This is a genomic window from Arthrobacter mangrovi, assembly GCF_026011795.1.
Lineage (GTDB): Bacteria > Actinomycetota > Actinomycetes > Actinomycetales > Micrococcaceae > Crystallibacter > Crystallibacter mangrovi.
This window is the reverse complement of record NZ_BRVS01000004.1, coordinates 36,344-51,848: the sequence shown is the minus strand read 5'-3', so window position 1 is coordinate 51,848 and position 15,505 is coordinate 36,344. Positions and strand designations below refer to the sequence as shown.

Genomic DNA, 15,505 nt, shown 5'->3' with positions numbered 1-15,505 from the left:
AGCCCGTTCCCGTCGAGGAGGCAATATGTGCCGCAACATCCGCCAGCTCCACAACTTCGAGCCTGCCGCCACGAACGCCGAGATTGAGGCCGCAGCCCTGCAGTATGTGCGCAAGGTCAGCGGCAGCAACAAGCCCTCCAAGGCGAACGAGCAAGCCTTCAACGAGGCCGTCCACGAGATCGCGCACATCACGGCGCATCTGCTCGACTCGCTCGTCACGACGGCGCCGCCCAAGAACCGGGATGACGAGGCGGCAAAGGCCAAAGCACGCGCGGCCGTCCGCTACGGCACCTAGCCGGACTCCCGCCGGATTGCCGAGGCCCGGGAGAGTCGACGCTACCCGTGAAAAGGCGCTGCCGGTGGAAAGGTACGCTGCCCCGTGAGGGGCGGCTAGCGGGCGAACCGGCGCAGCCGCAGCGAGTTGGCCACCACCAGGACCGAGCTGGCGGCCATCGCGGCCCCGGCGATCATCGGGTTGAGCAGGCCAAGCGCCGCCACGGGGATTCCGAGCGTGTTGTAGGCGAAGGCCCAGAACAGGTTGCCCTTGATCGTGGACAGCGTCCGGCGGCTGAGCTCGATGGACTGCACCACCTGGCCGAGCTCGCTGCCCATCACGGTGATGTCGGCGGCCTCGATGGCCACATCCGTGCCTGCGCCCATGGCGATCCCGAGATCCGCCTGTGCCAGCGCCGCCGCGTCGTTCACGCCGTCGCCCACCATCGCCACCGTGCGGCCGCCGGCCTGCAGCTGCTTCACCGCGGCGACTTTGCCTTCGGGCAGGACATCGGCCTGCACATCTTCGGGGGCAATACCGACGGCGGCGGCTACCTGAGCGGCCACTGCGGCGTTGTCGCCGGTCAGCAGGACCGGCCGCAAACCGAGCTCCTTGAGCCGCGCGACGGCGGCGGCCGAGCCCGGCTTGACGGTGTCCTTCAGGCTGAGGATGCCGGCCACCGCACCGTCCACGGCAACCCAGATGGCCGTCGCGCCCGCTTCCTGCTGCGCCCGGAAGGCCGCCAGCTGTTCCTCGTCCGCGGCGATGCCGTTCTCCTCGAGCCACGAGCCCCGCCCCGCCACCACGGTGACGCTGCCGCCGTCCGGACTGCCGCCGTCGTTCGCGGACACGGTGCCGCGCACGCCGCCGCCGGCCGCGCTGTGGAAATCGGAGAGCGCCGGCAGCGCCCCTCCGCGTTCCTGTGCCGCGGCGACCACCGCGCGGGCGATCGGATGCTCCGAGCCCGCCTCGACCGCGGCACCGAACCGCAGCACGTCCGCCTCGGCATATCCGTTCAGCGCCGCCACGGAACTGACCGCCTGCTTGCCGGTGGTGACCGTGCCGGTCTTGTCCAGCAGGATGGTGTCCACGTGCCGGGTGTCCTCGAGGATTTGCGGGCCTTTGATCAGGATGCCCAGCTGCGACGCCCGGCCGGTGCCGGTCAGCAGCGCCGTCGGCGTGGCCAGCCCCAGCGCGCACGGGCAGGCGATGACCAGGACCGTGACGGCTGCCGTAAAGGCGGACTGCAGATCGCCCGTGAAGACCATCCACAGCACGAACGTGAGCGCCGCGATGACCAGCACGATCGGCACGAACACCGAGCTGATCCGGTCCGCCAGCCGGGCGATCGGCGCCTTGCCGGCCTGCGCCTGGCTCACCAGCCGCCCCATCTGTGCCAGCGTGGTGTCCGAGCCGACGCGGGTCGCCCGCACCAGCAGCCGGCCGGAGGTGTTGATGGTCGCGCCCGTGACGGCGTCGTCCGGCTCCACATCGACCGGAACGGATTCGCCGGTGATCAGCGACGTGTCGACGGCGGAGCGCCCCTCCACCACGTAGCCGTCCGTCGCGATCTTCTCGCCCGGCCGGACCACGATCAGGTCGCCCGGCACCAGCTGCTCGGCGGCGACCTGGACCTCCGCGCCGTCGCGCAGCACGGTGGCTTCCTTGGCGCCCAGGCTGAGCAGCGCCTTCAGCGCGTCGCCGGCCTTCTGCTTCGCGTTCGCCTCCAGATAGCGGCCCAGCAGGAGGAACGTGACGATGACGGCGGCGGTCTCGAAGTACAGCGCTCCCTCCGCCATGCCGGAGTGCACCTGCGCCGTCATCATCGGATCCATGGCCAGCTGCCACGTCGAGAAGAGGAACGCAGCCAGCACGCCGATGGAAACCAAGGTGTCCATCGTGGAGGCAAGGTGGCGGGCATTGACCGCGGCGGCGCGGTGGAACGGCCAGGCGGCCCAGAACACCACGGGGACGGAGAGCGCCAGGGCCACCCAGCCCCAGTGCGGGAACTGCGCGCCGGGGACCATGGAGATGATGACGATGGGCACGGTCAGCAGCGCCGCGACCCGGAGCCGCGGGCGGAGCTGCCGTGCAGTGCCGCCGTGGGCCATGTGGTCTTCGTGTCCGGCGTGCTCTGCCCGGTCGGTGGCGACGGCGGCGTCTGCAGCGCCTACGGCACCGTCCCGGTCTTCGGGCGCGGCCGCGCCTTCCTGTCCGCGCGCATCCGGCCCGGGCGCTGCGGGCACCCGGCGACCCGGTACTGCCTTGACGCGTGCCCGGTAGCCCGTGGCGTTCACGGTCTCGACCAGTTGCTGGTCGGTGACGCCCGCGGGCACCGTCACCTGCGCCGATTCCAGCGGCAGGTTGACGCTCGCGTGCACGCCCTCGATCTTGCCGAGCTTGCGTTCCACCCGGTTCACGCAGGAGGCACAGGTCATGCCCTCGATCTCGAGTTCGACCAGGCGCGGCGGTACCGCCCCGCCTGCCACCGATATGTCCATGTCATGGGTCATCGCTGCCCCGTTCCCTCCTGCCAAGTCTGATGACGGCGCGGCACCGCCGGTGCCGCGCCGCGCCTGAAGCTGCGGTGCTTCGCTACGCCTCGTCCGCGACCACGAGGTAGCCGGCCTCGGCCACGGCCTCGCCGACCTGCTCCGGATCCAGCTGGCCCGCGGACTGGACGGTGGCGGTGGAAATCCCGCCCTTGTTCAGCTCGATCGCCACGTCCTGGACGCCCTCGATCGCGGTGAGTTCCTCGGTGACGGCCGCGACGCAGTGGCCGCAGGTCATGCCGTCGATGCTGACTTTGGTAATGGTGCTCATGGTGCTCTCCTTGGGGAAATGGGCGGTTCAGCGGAGCAGGCGGCCGATGGCGTCCGTGGCTTCCTTGACCTTGTCCTGCACGATCGCGGGGTCCGCGGAGGCCTCGGCTTCCTTGGCGGCGCCAACCACGCAGTGCGAGATGTGGTCTTCGAGCAGCCCGATGCTCACGGCGTGCAGCGCCTTGTTGACGGCGGCCACCTGCGTCAGGATGTCGATGCAGTACTTATCCTCATCGACCATCCGCGCGATGCCGCGCACCTGGCCCTCGATCCGCTTCAGCCGGCGCTGGTACGCCGCCTTGTCCGTCGTGTAGGCATGGCCGACGTGGGGGTCGACGGCGGACGCCTCCGCGGGTGCGAGGGCTTCCGTTTCGGCGTCGACGGCGGCCGGTTCCGGGTTCATGGCTGCTCCTTCCGTGTCCTGCCCGCACAGTTTATACCCCCTTGGGGTATGTGGCAACGGGCGCAGGCAGGTTCAGCGGAGGGCGATCCGGCTCAGGCCTGGACGCCCCGGAGGGTCCGGAAAGCCAGCCAGGCCGCGGCCACCATCAGCACGGCGGCGATGCCCGCGGTAATCGAGACGCCGCTGTCGAAGGCGCGGAAGGCCGAGTCCAGCAGTGCATCCGAGCTCCGCGCCGGGAGGCCCGCCGCCGTGTTGATCGCGCCGCCCAGTGTTTCGCCGGCGGCCGCGGCCTGCCCCGGGTCCAGGCCCGGCGGCAGTTCGACGTTGTCGCGGTACGAGGCCACCAGGATGCTGCCCAGCAGCGCCGTTCCGAAGACGGAGCCGACCTCGTATGCCGTCTCGGAGACCGCCGAGGCGGCGCCGGACTTGGCCGCCGGCACGCTGGAGAGGATCAGGTCGTTGGACAGGGTCTCGGAGGCGCCCACACCCGCCCCCAGCACGACGAAGGCCAGCATCAGCCAGCCGGCCAAGCCATCCTCCGAGGAGGCGACCATCCAGTAGGCCGCGGCCGAGAGCAGCAAGGCGCCGGACACCACCAGGTGCGGCTGGATGCGCCGGACCAGCGGGACGGCGAGCAGGCCTGCCGCAATCGTGACCGCGAGGCCGGGCAGCAGCACCAGCCCCGCTTCCAGGGGGCCGAGCCCGAGCACCAGCTGCAGGTGCTGCGAGACAAAGTAGAGGAAGCCCACCAGCGAGAAGATGGCCAGCAGGTTGACCAGCACCGCGCCGGTGAACGGCCGCACCGCGAAGAGGCGCACGTCCAGCATCGGGTTCGTGCGGGAGAGCTGGCGCCGCGTGAACAGCCAGCCGGCGGCCAGCCCGACGGCGGCGCTCGCCGCCGTGGCCGGCAAGCCGCCGTCGTTGGCCAGGTTCTTGATGGCGTAAACGACCGGCAGCATGGTGGCGATCGACAGCACGATGCTGACCACGTCCACGCCGCCCGGCGATGGATCGCGGGACTCGGGCACGAACGCCGGGGTCAGGGCGAGCATGAGCACCAGGACGGGCACGGCGAGCAGGAAGACCGAGCCCCAGTGGAAGTGTTCCAGCAGGAAGCCGCCCAGCAGCGGACCCAGGGCGGCGCCGGCGGAGAAGCCGGCCGCCCAGATCGCGATGGCCAGCCGGCGCTGGCCGCGGTCGTCGAAGATGTTGCGGATCAGCGAGAGTGTGGCCGGCATCAGCATGGAACCGAAGATGCCCAGTCCCGCGCGCGCCGCGACGAGGAGCTCGGCACTGGGGGAGAAGGCGGCGACCGCCGACAAAGCCGCGAACCCCGCCGCGCCGATCATCAGCATCCGCCGACGGCCGAAGCGGTCGCCCAGGCTGCCCATGGCGACGAGCAGTCCGGCCAGGACCAGCGGGTAGATATCGATGATCCAGAGCAGCGTGGTGCCGCTCGTGTTGAAGTCCAGCGAGATTGCCGGCAGGGCAAAGCTCAGGACCGTGTTGTCGACGGCGACCAACAGGACGGGCAGCATGAGCACCGCCAATGCGGTCCACTCCTTGCGGCCGGCGCGTTGGGTGATCGTGAGCATGCTGCACCTCCTGGGTACGAATGGGAACGGCAATACTGTACCGTCCGGACGGTTTAGGTACAATTCGGTGACCCGTAGGATGGGTGCATGGCCAGCGCGAAAGACCGGATCCTCGACAGCTTTGAAGACATCCTCATCAAAGAGGGAGAGCGGGCTGCCACCATGGATGCGGTGGCCGCCGCAGCAGGAGTCTCCAAGGGCGGACTGCTCTACCACTTCCCGTCCAAGGAGGCGATGGTGGAAGGGCTGTGCCAACGGCTCGAGGCGCTGACCGAGGACGACGCGATGAAGATCGGGGCCGCGCCGGAGGGGGCGGCGCGCTACTACGTGCGGACCTCGCACTATGTGGACTCGCCCCTGGACCGGGCCATCGTGGCGGTCGCCCGGCTGGTGCAGCAGGGGCATCCCGCCGCGGCCAAGGCGTTCTCGCGGACGCAGGACCTGTGGCTGGCGGCGCTTGAGGAAGCCCTCGGCAGCCGGCCCCTTGCGCAGGCCGTCAAACTGATGGGCGACGGGCTGTACTACAGCGCCACGTTCTTCTCCGGCAACGCCCAGCCGGCCGACGTCACCGAGGACGAAATGGAAGCACTGCTCGAGCAGGTCGACGCGCTCGTGGCGCGCAACTGACCGGAGCCGGCCTCATCCGGCATTCCCGCACCCGCGCCGGCCTGGTCCCGGTGCACACGGAAGGGGCTGCTGCCCGGCCCGGGCCGGCCGTCAGGCGTGGGTTTCGCTTTCGACGAGGGCGGTGGCAATGCTGTCCGCGTCGTCCAGCGCTGCGAGGTAGCGCTCGGCGTCCAACGCGGCGGAGCACCCCGTGCCGGCGGCGGTGATGGCCTGGCGGTAGCGGTGGTCCACGGCGTCGCCGCAGGCGAAGACACCGTCCAGGTTGGTGCACGTGGTGGGGGCGTCCACCTTGATGTACCCCTCGTCGTCCAGGTCGACCTGGCCCTTGACCAGCTCGGTGCGCGGCAGGTGGCCGATCGCGACGAATAGGCCCGTGGCGGGCAGCTCCCGGGTGGCGCCGCTGACGGTGTCCGTCAGGGTCACGCCGGTGACCTTGGTGTCGCCGTGGATGGCGGTGACGGCGCTGTTGTAGGCGAAGCGGATCTTCTCGTTGTCGCGGGCCCGCATGGCCATGATCTTCGACGCCCGGAGGGTGTCGCGGCGGACCACGACGGTGACGCTCTTGCCGAAGCGGGTCAGGAAGAGCGCCTCCTCCATCGCGGAATCACCGCCGCCGACGACGATGATGTCCTGGTCGCGGAAGAAGAACCCGTCGCAGGTGGCGCACCAGGACACGCCGTGGCCGGAGAGCATCTTCTCCTCCGGCAGCCCCAGTTCCTTGTACGCCGAACCGGTGGCAAGGATGACGGCCGGTGCGGTGTAGGTGTTCCCGCCCATGGTGGAAACCTCCTTGAGGTGCCCCTTGAGCGAGACGGTGGAAACGTCGTCGTACTCGATGACGGCACCGAATTTTTCCGCCTGGGCGCGCATCTGCTCCATCAGTTCCGGTCCTTGGATGCCGTCCGGGAAACCGGGGAAGTTCTCCACCTCGGTGGTGTTCATCAGCGCGCCGCCGGCCGTGACTGCGCCGGCGATCACCCGCGGCGCGAGCCCGGCCCGCGCCGCGTAGACGGCGGCGGTGTAGCCCGCCGGGCCGGATCCAATGATGATGAGCTTGTCAGTGTCCATGGCGGGGTCCTTGCAGGTCTCAGTTGGCGTCTGGGTGGACGGCCGGAAGCAGTTCGGAGAGCAGCTCCTGGATGCGGGCCTTGATGTCGTCGCGCAGCGGCCTGACGTGCGCCAGCGAATCGTTCTCGGGATGCCCAAGCTGCCAGTCCTCGTACTTGCGGCCCGGGATAACGCGCACGGCCTCGCTGCCGGCCAGCGTGATGACCATGTTGGCGTCCTGGAGCGCCTCGTCGGTGAGCTCCTTGGGTGTTTCCGCGGAAATGTCGAGCCCGTCCTCGGCCATGGCCTCCACGACGGCGGGATGAACCTGGGCGGAAGGCCGCGAACCGGCCGACTTGGCAACGATGGCGCCGCGGCCGAGATGGTTCAGGTAGGCCGCGGCGATCTGCGAGCGGCCGGCGTTGTGGTCGCAGACAAAGAGGACGGTGGGTGTGTGGCTGCTGGGCTCGGTCATGGCGGTTTCCTCTTTCTGCGGCGTCGCAGGGTGCAGCCGCGTGCGCTCTAGAACAGTCCAGCAAGAACGGCGGCTACTATCAAGGGGGTCCGCGGCATCCGGCCGCCAGGCCGCGGACACCCCCACCGCGGTGACGGAGGAAGCCCAGCGCGCCGCCGACGTCGTTGTCATCCTCGGCACGAACGCCCGCCTGGATGAGGTTTCCGGGACCCGCTACGAGCGCTGGGAGATCGGCGAGCCGAGCCTCCGCGACATCCACGGCATGGAACGGATGCGCCTGGTCCGCGACGAGATCGACGCCCGGGTCCACCGCCTCTACGAGCAGCTCATCGCGAAGTAGGCGCTGCCGGGTAGGCCGCCAGGCGCGGCGGCGGGCTTAGCCTTCCTGGCCGCCCATGGCTTCGGAGGACATGTAGAGCAGCTCCCAGATGTGGCCGTCCGGATCCGCCACCGAGGCGGCGTACATGCCGGGCGTGCCTTCCTCGGCCGGGTGGTAGACCGTTCCGCCGCTGTCCTGCGCCTTCTGCACCAGGCTGTCCACCTCCTCGCGGGATTCGCAGCTGAGGCAGTTGAGCACCTCCTTGGCGTCCGAGGTCAGGTGCGGAGTGTCGCCGTCGGCCAGGAAGCCCTTGAAGAAGTCCTGCTGCAGCAGCATCACCACGATGCTGTCCGAGATGACGATGGCGGAAGCAACGTCGTTGCTGTACTGCGGGTTCTGCTCGAAGCCCAGGCCCGTGTAGAAGCTGGTGGACTTGGCCAGGTCGGTGACGGGCAGGTTCGGGAAGATCATGCGTGGCATGGGCGGTCCTCACGGAATCAGGTGCGCGGATGACTGCGGACAGTGTTCACCTTGGCACTGCTCCGCGGTCCTGCCAAGGGGCGCAGGGCCGGTGTCGGAACGGGATGCGCTCATCTGAGCGACAGCGCGGGCTCATATGCTAGATTGTGCGGAAAGTAACCCGGCTCACAAGGTGGTAGCATGTCCGCGCTCAACGCCGTAACCCTGCCGCAGCTGGCCTCCCGGCTGGCCGTCCCTTCCTACGACCGCAGCAAGCTGAGGGCCGGAATCGTGCATTTCGGCGTCGGCGGCTTCCACCGGGCGCACCAGGCCATGTACCTGGACCGCCTGATGAACGCCGGCAAGGCCTTCGACTGGGCGATCTGCGGGGTGGGCGTGATGCCCTCGGACGCGGCGATGAAAAAGGTCATGGAGGACCAGGACTGCCTCTACACCCTCGTCGTCAAGAATCCGGACGGCACCCGCGAGGCGCGCGTGATCGGCTCGATCATCGAATACCTGCTGGCGCCGGAGGACCCGGAGGCGGTGATCGAGAAGATGGCCTCGGAGCAAACCAGGATCGTCTCGCTGACCATCACCGAGGGCGGCTACAACTTCCACCACGTCACCGGCGAGTTCGACGCCTCCACCCCCGCCGTGGCCGCAGACCTGGCGCCGGGGGCCGTGCCGTCGACCACCTTCGGGCTGGTCACCGAGGCCGTGGCCCGGCGGCGCCAGCGGGGCCTGCCGCCGCTGACGATCATGTCCTGCGACAACATCCAGGGCAACGGGGACATGGCCCGCAGGATGTTCACCGCCTTCGCCCGCCTGAAGGATCCGGAGCTGGGGGAGTGGATGGACGCCAACATCTCCTTCCCGAACTCCATGGTGGACCGGATCACCCCCGTGACCACGGACGAGGACCGGGCCTCCATCGCCAAGGAATTCGGCGTGGAGGATGCGTGGCCGGTGGTCTGCGAGGACTTCGAGCAGTGGGCGCTGGAGGACCACTTCACCCAGGGCCGGCCGCCCTTCGACGAGGCCGGCGTCCAGCTGGTGGAGGACGTGGAACCGTACGAGCTGATGAAGCTGCGCCTGCTCAACGCCAGCCACCAGGGCCAGTGCTACTTCGGCTACCTGGCCGGCTACCGCTACGCGCACGAGGTCTGCCAGGACCCGACCTTCGCCCGGTTCCTGCTCGACTACATGGACCGGGAAGCCACCCCGACCCTGCGGCCCGTGCCCGGGATCGACCTGGACGCCTACAAACACAAGCTGATCGCGCGCTTCTCCAACGAGTATGTCCGGGATACGCTGGCCCGGCTCTGCGCGGAGAGCTCGGACCGCATTCCCAAGTGGCTGGTGCCGGTGATCCGGGAGAACCTGAAGAACGACGGCGAGATCCACCGTTCCGCGGCGATCATCGCCTCATGGGCGCGGTACGCGGAAGGGGTCGACGAGCAAGGCGAGCAAATCGCCGTCGTCGACCGGTTGAAGGACTCGCTGATGGCCGCCGCAGCCCGGAACCGCGAGGACAAGCTGGCCTTCATCGCCCAGCGGGAGGTGTTCGGCGACCTCGTCGACAACGAGCGGTTCGTCGAGGCCTACACCAGGGCACTGGATGCCCTGCACCAGCGCGGCGCCCGCGCCACCGTCGAAGAACTGGTGGCCGGGAGCTAAACGCCGTAGAGCGAGGTGCGGGCCGCGATGAAGCGCTGGCGCACCTCGGCGCCCCAGTTGGCCCCCGGCTCCGGCTCGTAGGCCGCGTCGAGCGCCGGCTTCCACTCGGGCAGCGAGCCGGTGGCGGCCCACGCCGCCTGCCGCGCCGCGCCCAGGGCGACGTATTCCGCCGCCGCGGGGACCTCGACCGGCACGCCGAAGACGTCCGCGGCGGCCTGGCGCAACGCCCGCGACTTGGATCCGCCGCCGATCAGCAGCACTTTCTCCACCGGAATGCCCCGGACGCGCAGCAGTTCCTGGGCGTCCGCCAGCGAATTGAGCACGGCCAGCACCGCCGCCCGGGCCAGGTTCTCCGGCGTCATATTGCTGCGAGTCAGGCCGACCAGGCTGCCGTTGGCATAGGGCAGGTTGGGCGTGCGCTCGCCGTCAAGGTAGGGCAGCAGCGTCAGGCCGGCGGCGTCCGGAGCGGCGGAGAGCGCGAGCCGGTCCAGTTCCGGCAGGTCCACGCCGAGCATGGCGGCCGTGGCAGCCATGACCCGTGCCGAGTTGATCATCGCCAGCAGCGGCAGGTAGGCGCCGGTGGCATCCGCGAAACCGGCGACCGCGCCGCTGGGATCGTTCACCGGTTCGCGCGCGGAGGTGAACACGGTTCCCGACGTGCCGACGGAGACCACCACGTCCCCGGGGCTGATGCCCAGGCCCAGTGCCGCGCCCGCGTTGTCGCCCGCGCCGGCGCCGACCGGCACGCCGCCGGCGTCCCAGTCCGGAAGGAGCGTGCCGCCTGACTCCTGGGGGGCGAGCACGGGCGGCAGTTCGGGCAGCCTGCCGAAGTACTTGCGGAGCAGGTCGGGCCGGTAGGCCTCCTCCGCGGCGGAGTAGTAGGCGGTGCCGGAGGCGTCGCTGCGGTCGGTGAAGAAGCTGCCGGTGAGGCGGTAGTTCAGGTAGTCGTGCGGCAGGACCACCCGCTCCACCTTGGCCGCGAGTTCGGGCCGGTTCCGGGCCAGCCAGGCCAGCTTGGTGAGGGTGAACGAGGCCACCGGCACCACGTTGACGGCCGCGGCCCACGCTTCGGCGCCGAGCTCGGCCACCATGTCTTGGGCCGCTTCCGCGCTGCGCGTGTCGTTCCACAGCAGGGCGTCATGGACCGGGCGGTTCCCGGCGTCGAGCGCCACCATGCCGTGCTGCTGGGCCGCAACGCTCACCCCCGCGACGTCCGCGGAACCGCGGATGCCGGCGTCGTTCCAGGCCTCGGCCAGCGCCCGGTCCCAGTGGGCCGGGTCCACCGACGTCCCGTCGGGGTGCGGCGCGGACCCCGAGGAGCGGATGGCGCCCGTCTCGATGTCGACGGCGAGGACCTTGCAGGATTGGGTGGAGGAGTCGATGCCGATCGCGATGCTCATGTAGCCGGTGCCTGCCTATGCTCGTAGGATTCCTGCTCTTCCAAAACCTCGGCCAGCTCCTCGTCGACGATCAGCGTCCCGATGATGCCGGCCCGTGCCGCGGCCCGGACCGCTTCAGCCCGGTCCGCGCCTTGGGCCACGACGATGACGTGGGGGGTGTGCCGCAGCTGCTCGATCGTCACGGCGATGACCCGGTCGTCCAGGTCCGTCAGGACGGGGTTGCCGTCCGCGTCGAGCAGGCGGCCGGAGCACTCCGCCACGGCGCCCGCGTTCGTGCAAACCAGCCTCGTGGCGTTGTCCACACGGTCCCACACGGTCGAGGCGCCGGGCTTCCAACTGCCCAGCGCGACGACGGCGAGGTCGAGGGTGTCCGCCTTGGTGAGCGCCTGCGAGATTTCCGGCTGCCGCTTCAGGCTTTCGGCGGTCGCGGTGTTCTCGACGACGAGCGGGGCCCAGATAGGCCAGGTGCGGCCGGAGGTGGCGTGGCCGAGCACGCGGAGGAGCTCCATCGAGTTGCCGCTGCCGGGAACGGGAAGGGCCCCGGCGAGCTGGACCAGGTCGCACGGCGGCAACGTGTCGATGTGCCGGGCCGCCAGGTCGAGGGTGCGCGACCATGCGATGCCGACGGTGAAACCGGGACGGGTGCGCTTCGCGAGTTCCTTCGCGGCCGCCTGGGCCATGCGGTCCCGCGTCCGGGCGTCATCGGCGCCGGTCGGAGTCACGATGACTGCTTCGACCCCCAGCGCTTCCCTGAGCCGGCGCGGGTCCGCGGCTGTGTGGCTGTTGGGGAAGACGACCTCGATCCGGACGATGCCCTTGGTCCGGGCCTCTTCGAGCATGCGGGCCACCTGGAACCGCGAGATCCCGTAGTTCGTGGCAATTTCCACCTTGGACATGTTCCCGAGGTAATAATCCCGGCCGATCAGAGCCAGCGTTTCATCATCGGATGGCTTGGCCAACGGGCTAGGACCTCCAGTCTCACGCTTGAGCAACCCCTCTTGCTCAAATGAGTATATATGACTAGAGTCACATACCAAATGAGCGCGGACGGGTTCTCAGATGAGCAAAGGTGGCCACGTGAAATTCCCATTCAAGCCGGCCCGCCGGGCCAGTCGACGGCAGCGCCGCAGGACCGGCCTCCTTTCGGCGCTTAGCGTCTTCCTCCTCGTCCTGACCGGCTGCGGCGGAGATTCGTCCGCGGAAGGCAAGGAAGAAATCGTCGTCGCGATCGTCTCGAACCCGCAGATGCAGGACGCGATCTCCCTGAAGGACGATTTCACCGGCAAGTACCCGGACGTGGACGTCCGTTTCGTCTCGCTTCCGGAAAACGAGGCCCGGGCCAAGATCACCGCCTCGGTCGCCACCGGCGGCGGAGAGTTCGACGTCGTGATGATCTCCAACTACGAGACGCCGATGTGGGCCGCCAACGGGTGGCTCACCAACCTGCAGGACTATGCAGACAAGACCGAGGGCTACAACCCCGATGACTTCATCCCCACGATCCGCGAGGCCCTCAGCTACGAGGGAGACCTCTACTCCGTGCCGTTCTACGGGGAGTCGTCCTTCCTGGCCTACCGGTCCGATCTCTTCGAGCAGGCCGGGCTGACGATGCCGGAGAAGCCGACGTGGGACGACATCCGCCGGTTCGCGAAGGAACTGAACGACCCCGAAAAGGGAATGTCCGGGGTCTGCCTGCGCGGCCTGGCCGGCTGGGGCGAGGTCATGGCGCCGCTCGACACGATGATCAACACCTACGGCGGCCGGTGGTTCGACGAGGACTGGAACGCCACCCTCGATACGCCCGAGGTGAAGGCGGCGGTCACGGACTATGTCGACCTGGTCCGCAGCCACGGCCAGCCCGGCGCGGCCACCAGCGGCTACGGCGACTGCCTGACGCGTTATGCGCAGGGCAACGCGGCGATGTGGTACGACGCCACCGCCATGGTCTCGAGCGTCGAGGATCCGAAGTCCTCGCTGGTGGTCGGCAAGACCAAGTACGCCCCGGCCCCGGTCAAGGAGACCGAGGACGCCGGCTGGCTGTACAGCTGGTCGCTGGCGATCCCCCAAACGAGCCAGCACAAGGACGCGGCCTGGGACTTCATCTCCTGGATGACCAGCCCCGATTACATGAAGCTGGTCGGCGAGAAGGTCGGCTGGGAACGGGTGCCTCCGGGCAGCAGGCTCTCCACCTACCAGCTCCCCGGGTACGCAGAGGTGTCCGAGGCCTACGCCAAGCCCACCCTGAGCGCCATGGCCGGCGCGTCGCAGGAGACCTCGATGGTCCTTCCGGTTCCCTACACCGGACTGCAGTTCGTCGGCATTCCTGAGTTCCAGGATCTGGGCACGCGGGTCGCCCAGCAGATCTCGGCGGCCATCGCCGGACAGAAGTCCGTGGACGAGGCCCTCGACCAGGCACAACGGTACGCCCGCACCGTGGCGGACAGCTACCAGGCAGGAGGACGCTGATGGCAACCCTGGTTGATTCCCACAACCGCCGGGAGCGGGCACGGCGGGCGGACCGCGGAAAGGAGAGGGCCGAGGGCTGGCGCCGGCGCGGACCGCTGCTGCCCGCACTGATCTTCACGATCATCGTGACGCAGCTTCCGTTCGTGTTCACGCTCTGGTACTCGCTGCTCAACTGGAACCTGCTCCGTCCGGACGGCACGGAGTTTGTCGGCCTGCAGAACTACGTGGACATCTTCGCGGACTCCACCTTCCGCCAGGCGGCGCTGAACAGCGTCATCTACACGGTGGGCTGCGTCTTCGCCGCGATGGTCCTCGGCATCATCTTCGCGCTCCTGCTGGACCGCGAATTCCGCGGACGCGGCCTCGTCCGGACGCTGCTGATCACGCCCTTCCTGATCATGCCGGTGGCGAGTGCCGTCCTCTGGTCGGTCTCCATGCTCAACCCGAGCTACGGCCTGGTGAACTGGATCCTCAGCCTGTTCGGCATCCCCGCCGTCGACTGGACCTCGTCCTACCCGGTGCTTTCGGTCCTGATGGCGCTGGTCTGGCAGTGGACCCCGTTCATGATGCTGCTGGTCCTGGCCGGGCTGCAGGCCCAGCCGCGCGATGTCCTGGAGGCAGCGCAGATGGACGGCGCCGGCTGGTGGCGCACGTTCACCTCGATCACCCTGCCGCAGCTGCGCCGGTACATCGAGCTGGGCATCCTGCTTGGCGCGATCTACGTGGTCAACACCTTCGACCAGATCTACATCATGACCGCAGGCGGCCCCGGTACGGCAAGCGCCAACCTGCCCTTCTACATCTACCAGCGCGCGTTCCTCGGCTTCGACATCGGGCAGGCAGCTGCCATGGGCGTCGTCGTCGTGATCGCCACCATCATCATCGCGACCTTCGCGCTGCGCCTGATTTTCCGCAGCTTCGACGTAAAGGACTGAAGACGTGGCTATCGATACCGCACCGGCGCCCGCCAGGCCGGCCGAAGCGCCCCAAGGGCGCCGGAAAGGGGGCGGCAAGCCCTCGTCCCTGCTCACCGTCCTGACCTGGATCCTCGCCCTTGGCTTCTTCTCGCCCGTGATCTGGATGGTCCTGACTTCCTTCAAGCAGGAGTCGGCGGCCGCATCGAGCCCGCCCACGTTCTTCTTCGAGCCGACGCTGGACCAGTACCGTGCGGTCCTCGGCGCGGGCGCCGGACCGTACTTCCTGAACTCGGTGATCGCCACCGGCGTCTCCACGGTCCTGGTGATCATCCTCGCCGTGCCGGCGTCCTACGCACTGAGCATCCGGCCGGTGAAGAAGACCCAGGACGTGCTGTTCTTCTTCATCTCCACCAAGATGCTGCCCGTCGTCGCGGTCATCATGCCGATCTACGTCATCGCCGGGCAGCTCAACATGCTGGACAATATCTGGACCCTCGTCATCCTCTACACGGCGATGAACCTGCCGATCGCCGTCTGGATGATGCGTTCCTTCTTCCAGGAGGTTCCGGCCGAGGTGCTCGAGGCCGCCCAGATGGACGGCGCCGGGCTGCTCAAGACCCTGCGCTCGGTGCTGATGCCGATGGTTGCCCCCGGCCTCGCCGCCACCGCGCTGATCTGCGTCATCTTCGCGTGGAACGAGTTCTTCTTCGCCCTGAACCTGACCGCGGCCAAGGCCGCCACGGTTCCGGTGTTCCTTGTCTCGCAGATGACCAGCGAGGGGCTGTTCCTGGCCAAGCTCTCCGCGGCATCGGTGCTGGCATCCCTGCCTGTGGTGCTGGCCGGCTGGGTCGCGCAGAAGCAGCTGGTGCGCGGCCTGTCCATGGGCGCCGTCAAGTAGGCGGGCGGCACGGACGGCAGAGGCAGACGGCACGGAGGAAGCCTAACCGTGCCCGGATCCCGCCGCACCCTTGAAGGGATGGTGGGCCGCGCCTACGGTTGAACCAAGACGACCACGGAAGGT

At 68.9% G+C, this 15,505-nt stretch carries 16 protein-coding genes; 7 read left to right on the top strand and 9 right to left on the bottom strand.

The features are described 5' to 3' along the window. Window positions 1–25 precede the first annotated feature (25 nt). Entirely contained in the window at window positions 26–295 is a 270-nt protein-coding gene (locus AHIS1636_RS04370) for a DUF2277 domain-containing protein (RefSeq protein ID WP_264794597.1), read from the top strand. 95 nt (window positions 296–390) lie between these two features. On the opposite strand, the gene AHIS1636_RS04365 is transcribed toward AHIS1636_RS04370, so the two are convergent. The 4 genes from AHIS1636_RS04365 to AHIS1636_RS04350 all read right to left on the bottom strand — a co-directional run bounded on the left by AHIS1636_RS04365 (window position 391) and on the right by AHIS1636_RS04350 (window position 5,094). Next, a complete protein-coding gene (locus AHIS1636_RS04365; protein WP_264794596.1) occupies window positions 391–2,787 on the bottom strand; it encodes a heavy metal translocating P-type ATPase in 2,397 nt (798 codons plus the stop codon). A gap of 82 nt (window positions 2,788–2,869) precedes the next feature. After that, complete coding sequence (locus AHIS1636_RS04360) at window positions 2,870–3,097, bottom strand: heavy-metal-associated domain-containing protein (protein ID WP_264794595.1); 228 nt, start codon at window positions 3,095–3,097, stop codon at window positions 2,870–2,872. A gap of 27 nt (window positions 3,098–3,124) precedes the next feature. After that, complete coding sequence (locus AHIS1636_RS04355; RefSeq protein WP_264794594.1) at window positions 3,125–3,499, bottom strand: metal-sensitive transcriptional regulator; 375 nt, start codon at window positions 3,497–3,499, stop codon at window positions 3,125–3,127. Window positions 3,500–3,591: 92 nt separating this feature from the next. Continuing rightward, window positions 3,592–5,094 carry an MFS transporter gene (locus AHIS1636_RS04350; RefSeq protein WP_264794593.1) on the bottom strand — a complete coding sequence of 501 codons (1,503 nt, stop codon included), beginning with the start codon at window positions 5,092–5,094 and terminating at the stop codon, window positions 3,592–3,594. A gap of 87 nt (window positions 5,095–5,181) precedes the next feature. Between AHIS1636_RS04350 and AHIS1636_RS04345 the strand changes: the two genes are divergently transcribed. After that, window positions 5,182–5,721, top strand: a complete 540-nt coding sequence (locus AHIS1636_RS04345; RefSeq protein WP_264794592.1) for a TetR/AcrR family transcriptional regulator — start codon at window positions 5,182–5,184, stop codon at window positions 5,719–5,721. 90 nt (window positions 5,722–5,811) lie between these two features. Here the strand turns inward: AHIS1636_RS04345 and trxB are convergent, their stop codons facing one another. Both trxB and AHIS1636_RS04335 read right to left on the bottom strand, forming a co-directional pair. After that, window positions 5,812–6,789, bottom strand: coding sequence for a thioredoxin-disulfide reductase (gene trxB / locus AHIS1636_RS04340; protein ID WP_264794591.1), 978 nt, complete (start codon window positions 6,787–6,789; stop codon window positions 5,812–5,814). A 19-nt stretch (window positions 6,790–6,808) separates the two neighbouring features. Continuing rightward, window positions 6,809–7,243: an arsenate reductase ArsC gene (locus AHIS1636_RS04335; RefSeq protein WP_264794590.1), complete on the bottom strand. Its 435-nt coding sequence runs from the start codon at window positions 7,241–7,243 to the stop codon at window positions 6,809–6,811. 130 nt (window positions 7,244–7,373) lie between these two features. On the opposite strand from AHIS1636_RS04335, the gene AHIS1636_RS04330 reads away from it, so the two are divergent. Then, window positions 7,374–7,583, top strand: a complete 210-nt coding sequence (locus AHIS1636_RS04330; protein ID WP_264794589.1) for a hypothetical protein — start codon at window positions 7,374–7,376, stop codon at window positions 7,581–7,583. Between the two features lie 36 nt (window positions 7,584–7,619). Here the strand turns inward: AHIS1636_RS04330 and AHIS1636_RS04325 are convergent, their stop codons facing one another. After that, on the bottom strand, window positions 7,620–8,042 hold the full coding sequence (locus AHIS1636_RS04325; RefSeq protein ID WP_264794588.1) for a VOC family protein: 423 nt from the start codon (window positions 8,040–8,042) through the stop codon (window positions 7,620–7,622). A 180-nt stretch (window positions 8,043–8,222) separates the two neighbouring features. Here AHIS1636_RS04325 and AHIS1636_RS04320 point away from each other — a divergent pair, with 180 nt between their 5' ends. Then, window positions 8,223–9,701 carry a mannitol dehydrogenase family protein gene (locus AHIS1636_RS04320; protein ID WP_264794587.1) on the top strand — a complete coding sequence of 493 codons (1,479 nt, stop codon included), beginning with the start codon at window positions 8,223–8,225 and terminating at the stop codon, window positions 9,699–9,701. On the opposite strand, the gene xylB is transcribed toward AHIS1636_RS04320, so the two are convergent. Beyond that, complete coding sequence (gene xylB / locus AHIS1636_RS04315) at window positions 9,698–11,101, bottom strand: xylulokinase (protein WP_264794586.1); 1,404 nt, start codon at window positions 11,099–11,101, stop codon at window positions 9,698–9,700. The two genes, AHIS1636_RS04320 and xylB, sit on opposite strands and share 4 nt — an antisense overlap. Continuing rightward, the gene (locus AHIS1636_RS04310) at window positions 11,098–12,060 is read right to left on the bottom strand and encodes a sugar-binding transcriptional regulator (RefSeq protein WP_264794585.1); all 963 of its coding nucleotides are present in this window, start codon (window positions 12,058–12,060) and stop codon (window positions 11,098–11,100) included. The genes xylB and AHIS1636_RS04310 overlap by 4 nt, the downstream gene beginning before the upstream one ends. Before the next feature lie 118 nt (window positions 12,061–12,178). Between AHIS1636_RS04310 and AHIS1636_RS04305 the strand changes: the two genes are divergently transcribed. Genes AHIS1636_RS04305 through AHIS1636_RS04295 form a run of 3 tightly spaced genes read left to right on the top strand, consistent with a single transcriptional unit; the run spans window position 12,179 to window position 15,382 of the window. Beyond that, complete coding sequence (locus AHIS1636_RS04305) at window positions 12,179–13,567, top strand: ABC transporter substrate-binding protein (protein WP_264794584.1); 1,389 nt, start codon at window positions 12,179–12,181, stop codon at window positions 13,565–13,567. After that, on the top strand, window positions 13,567–14,502 hold the full coding sequence (locus tag AHIS1636_RS04300) for a carbohydrate ABC transporter permease (RefSeq protein ID WP_264794583.1): 936 nt from the start codon (window positions 13,567–13,569) through the stop codon (window positions 14,500–14,502). Before AHIS1636_RS04305 ends, AHIS1636_RS04300 begins: the two co-directional genes overlap by 1 nt. A gap of 4 nt (window positions 14,503–14,506) precedes the next feature. Next, window positions 14,507–15,382, top strand: a complete 876-nt coding sequence (locus tag AHIS1636_RS04295) for a carbohydrate ABC transporter permease (RefSeq protein ID WP_264794582.1) — start codon at window positions 14,507–14,509, stop codon at window positions 15,380–15,382. Window positions 15,383–15,505: the final 123 nt, after the last annotated feature.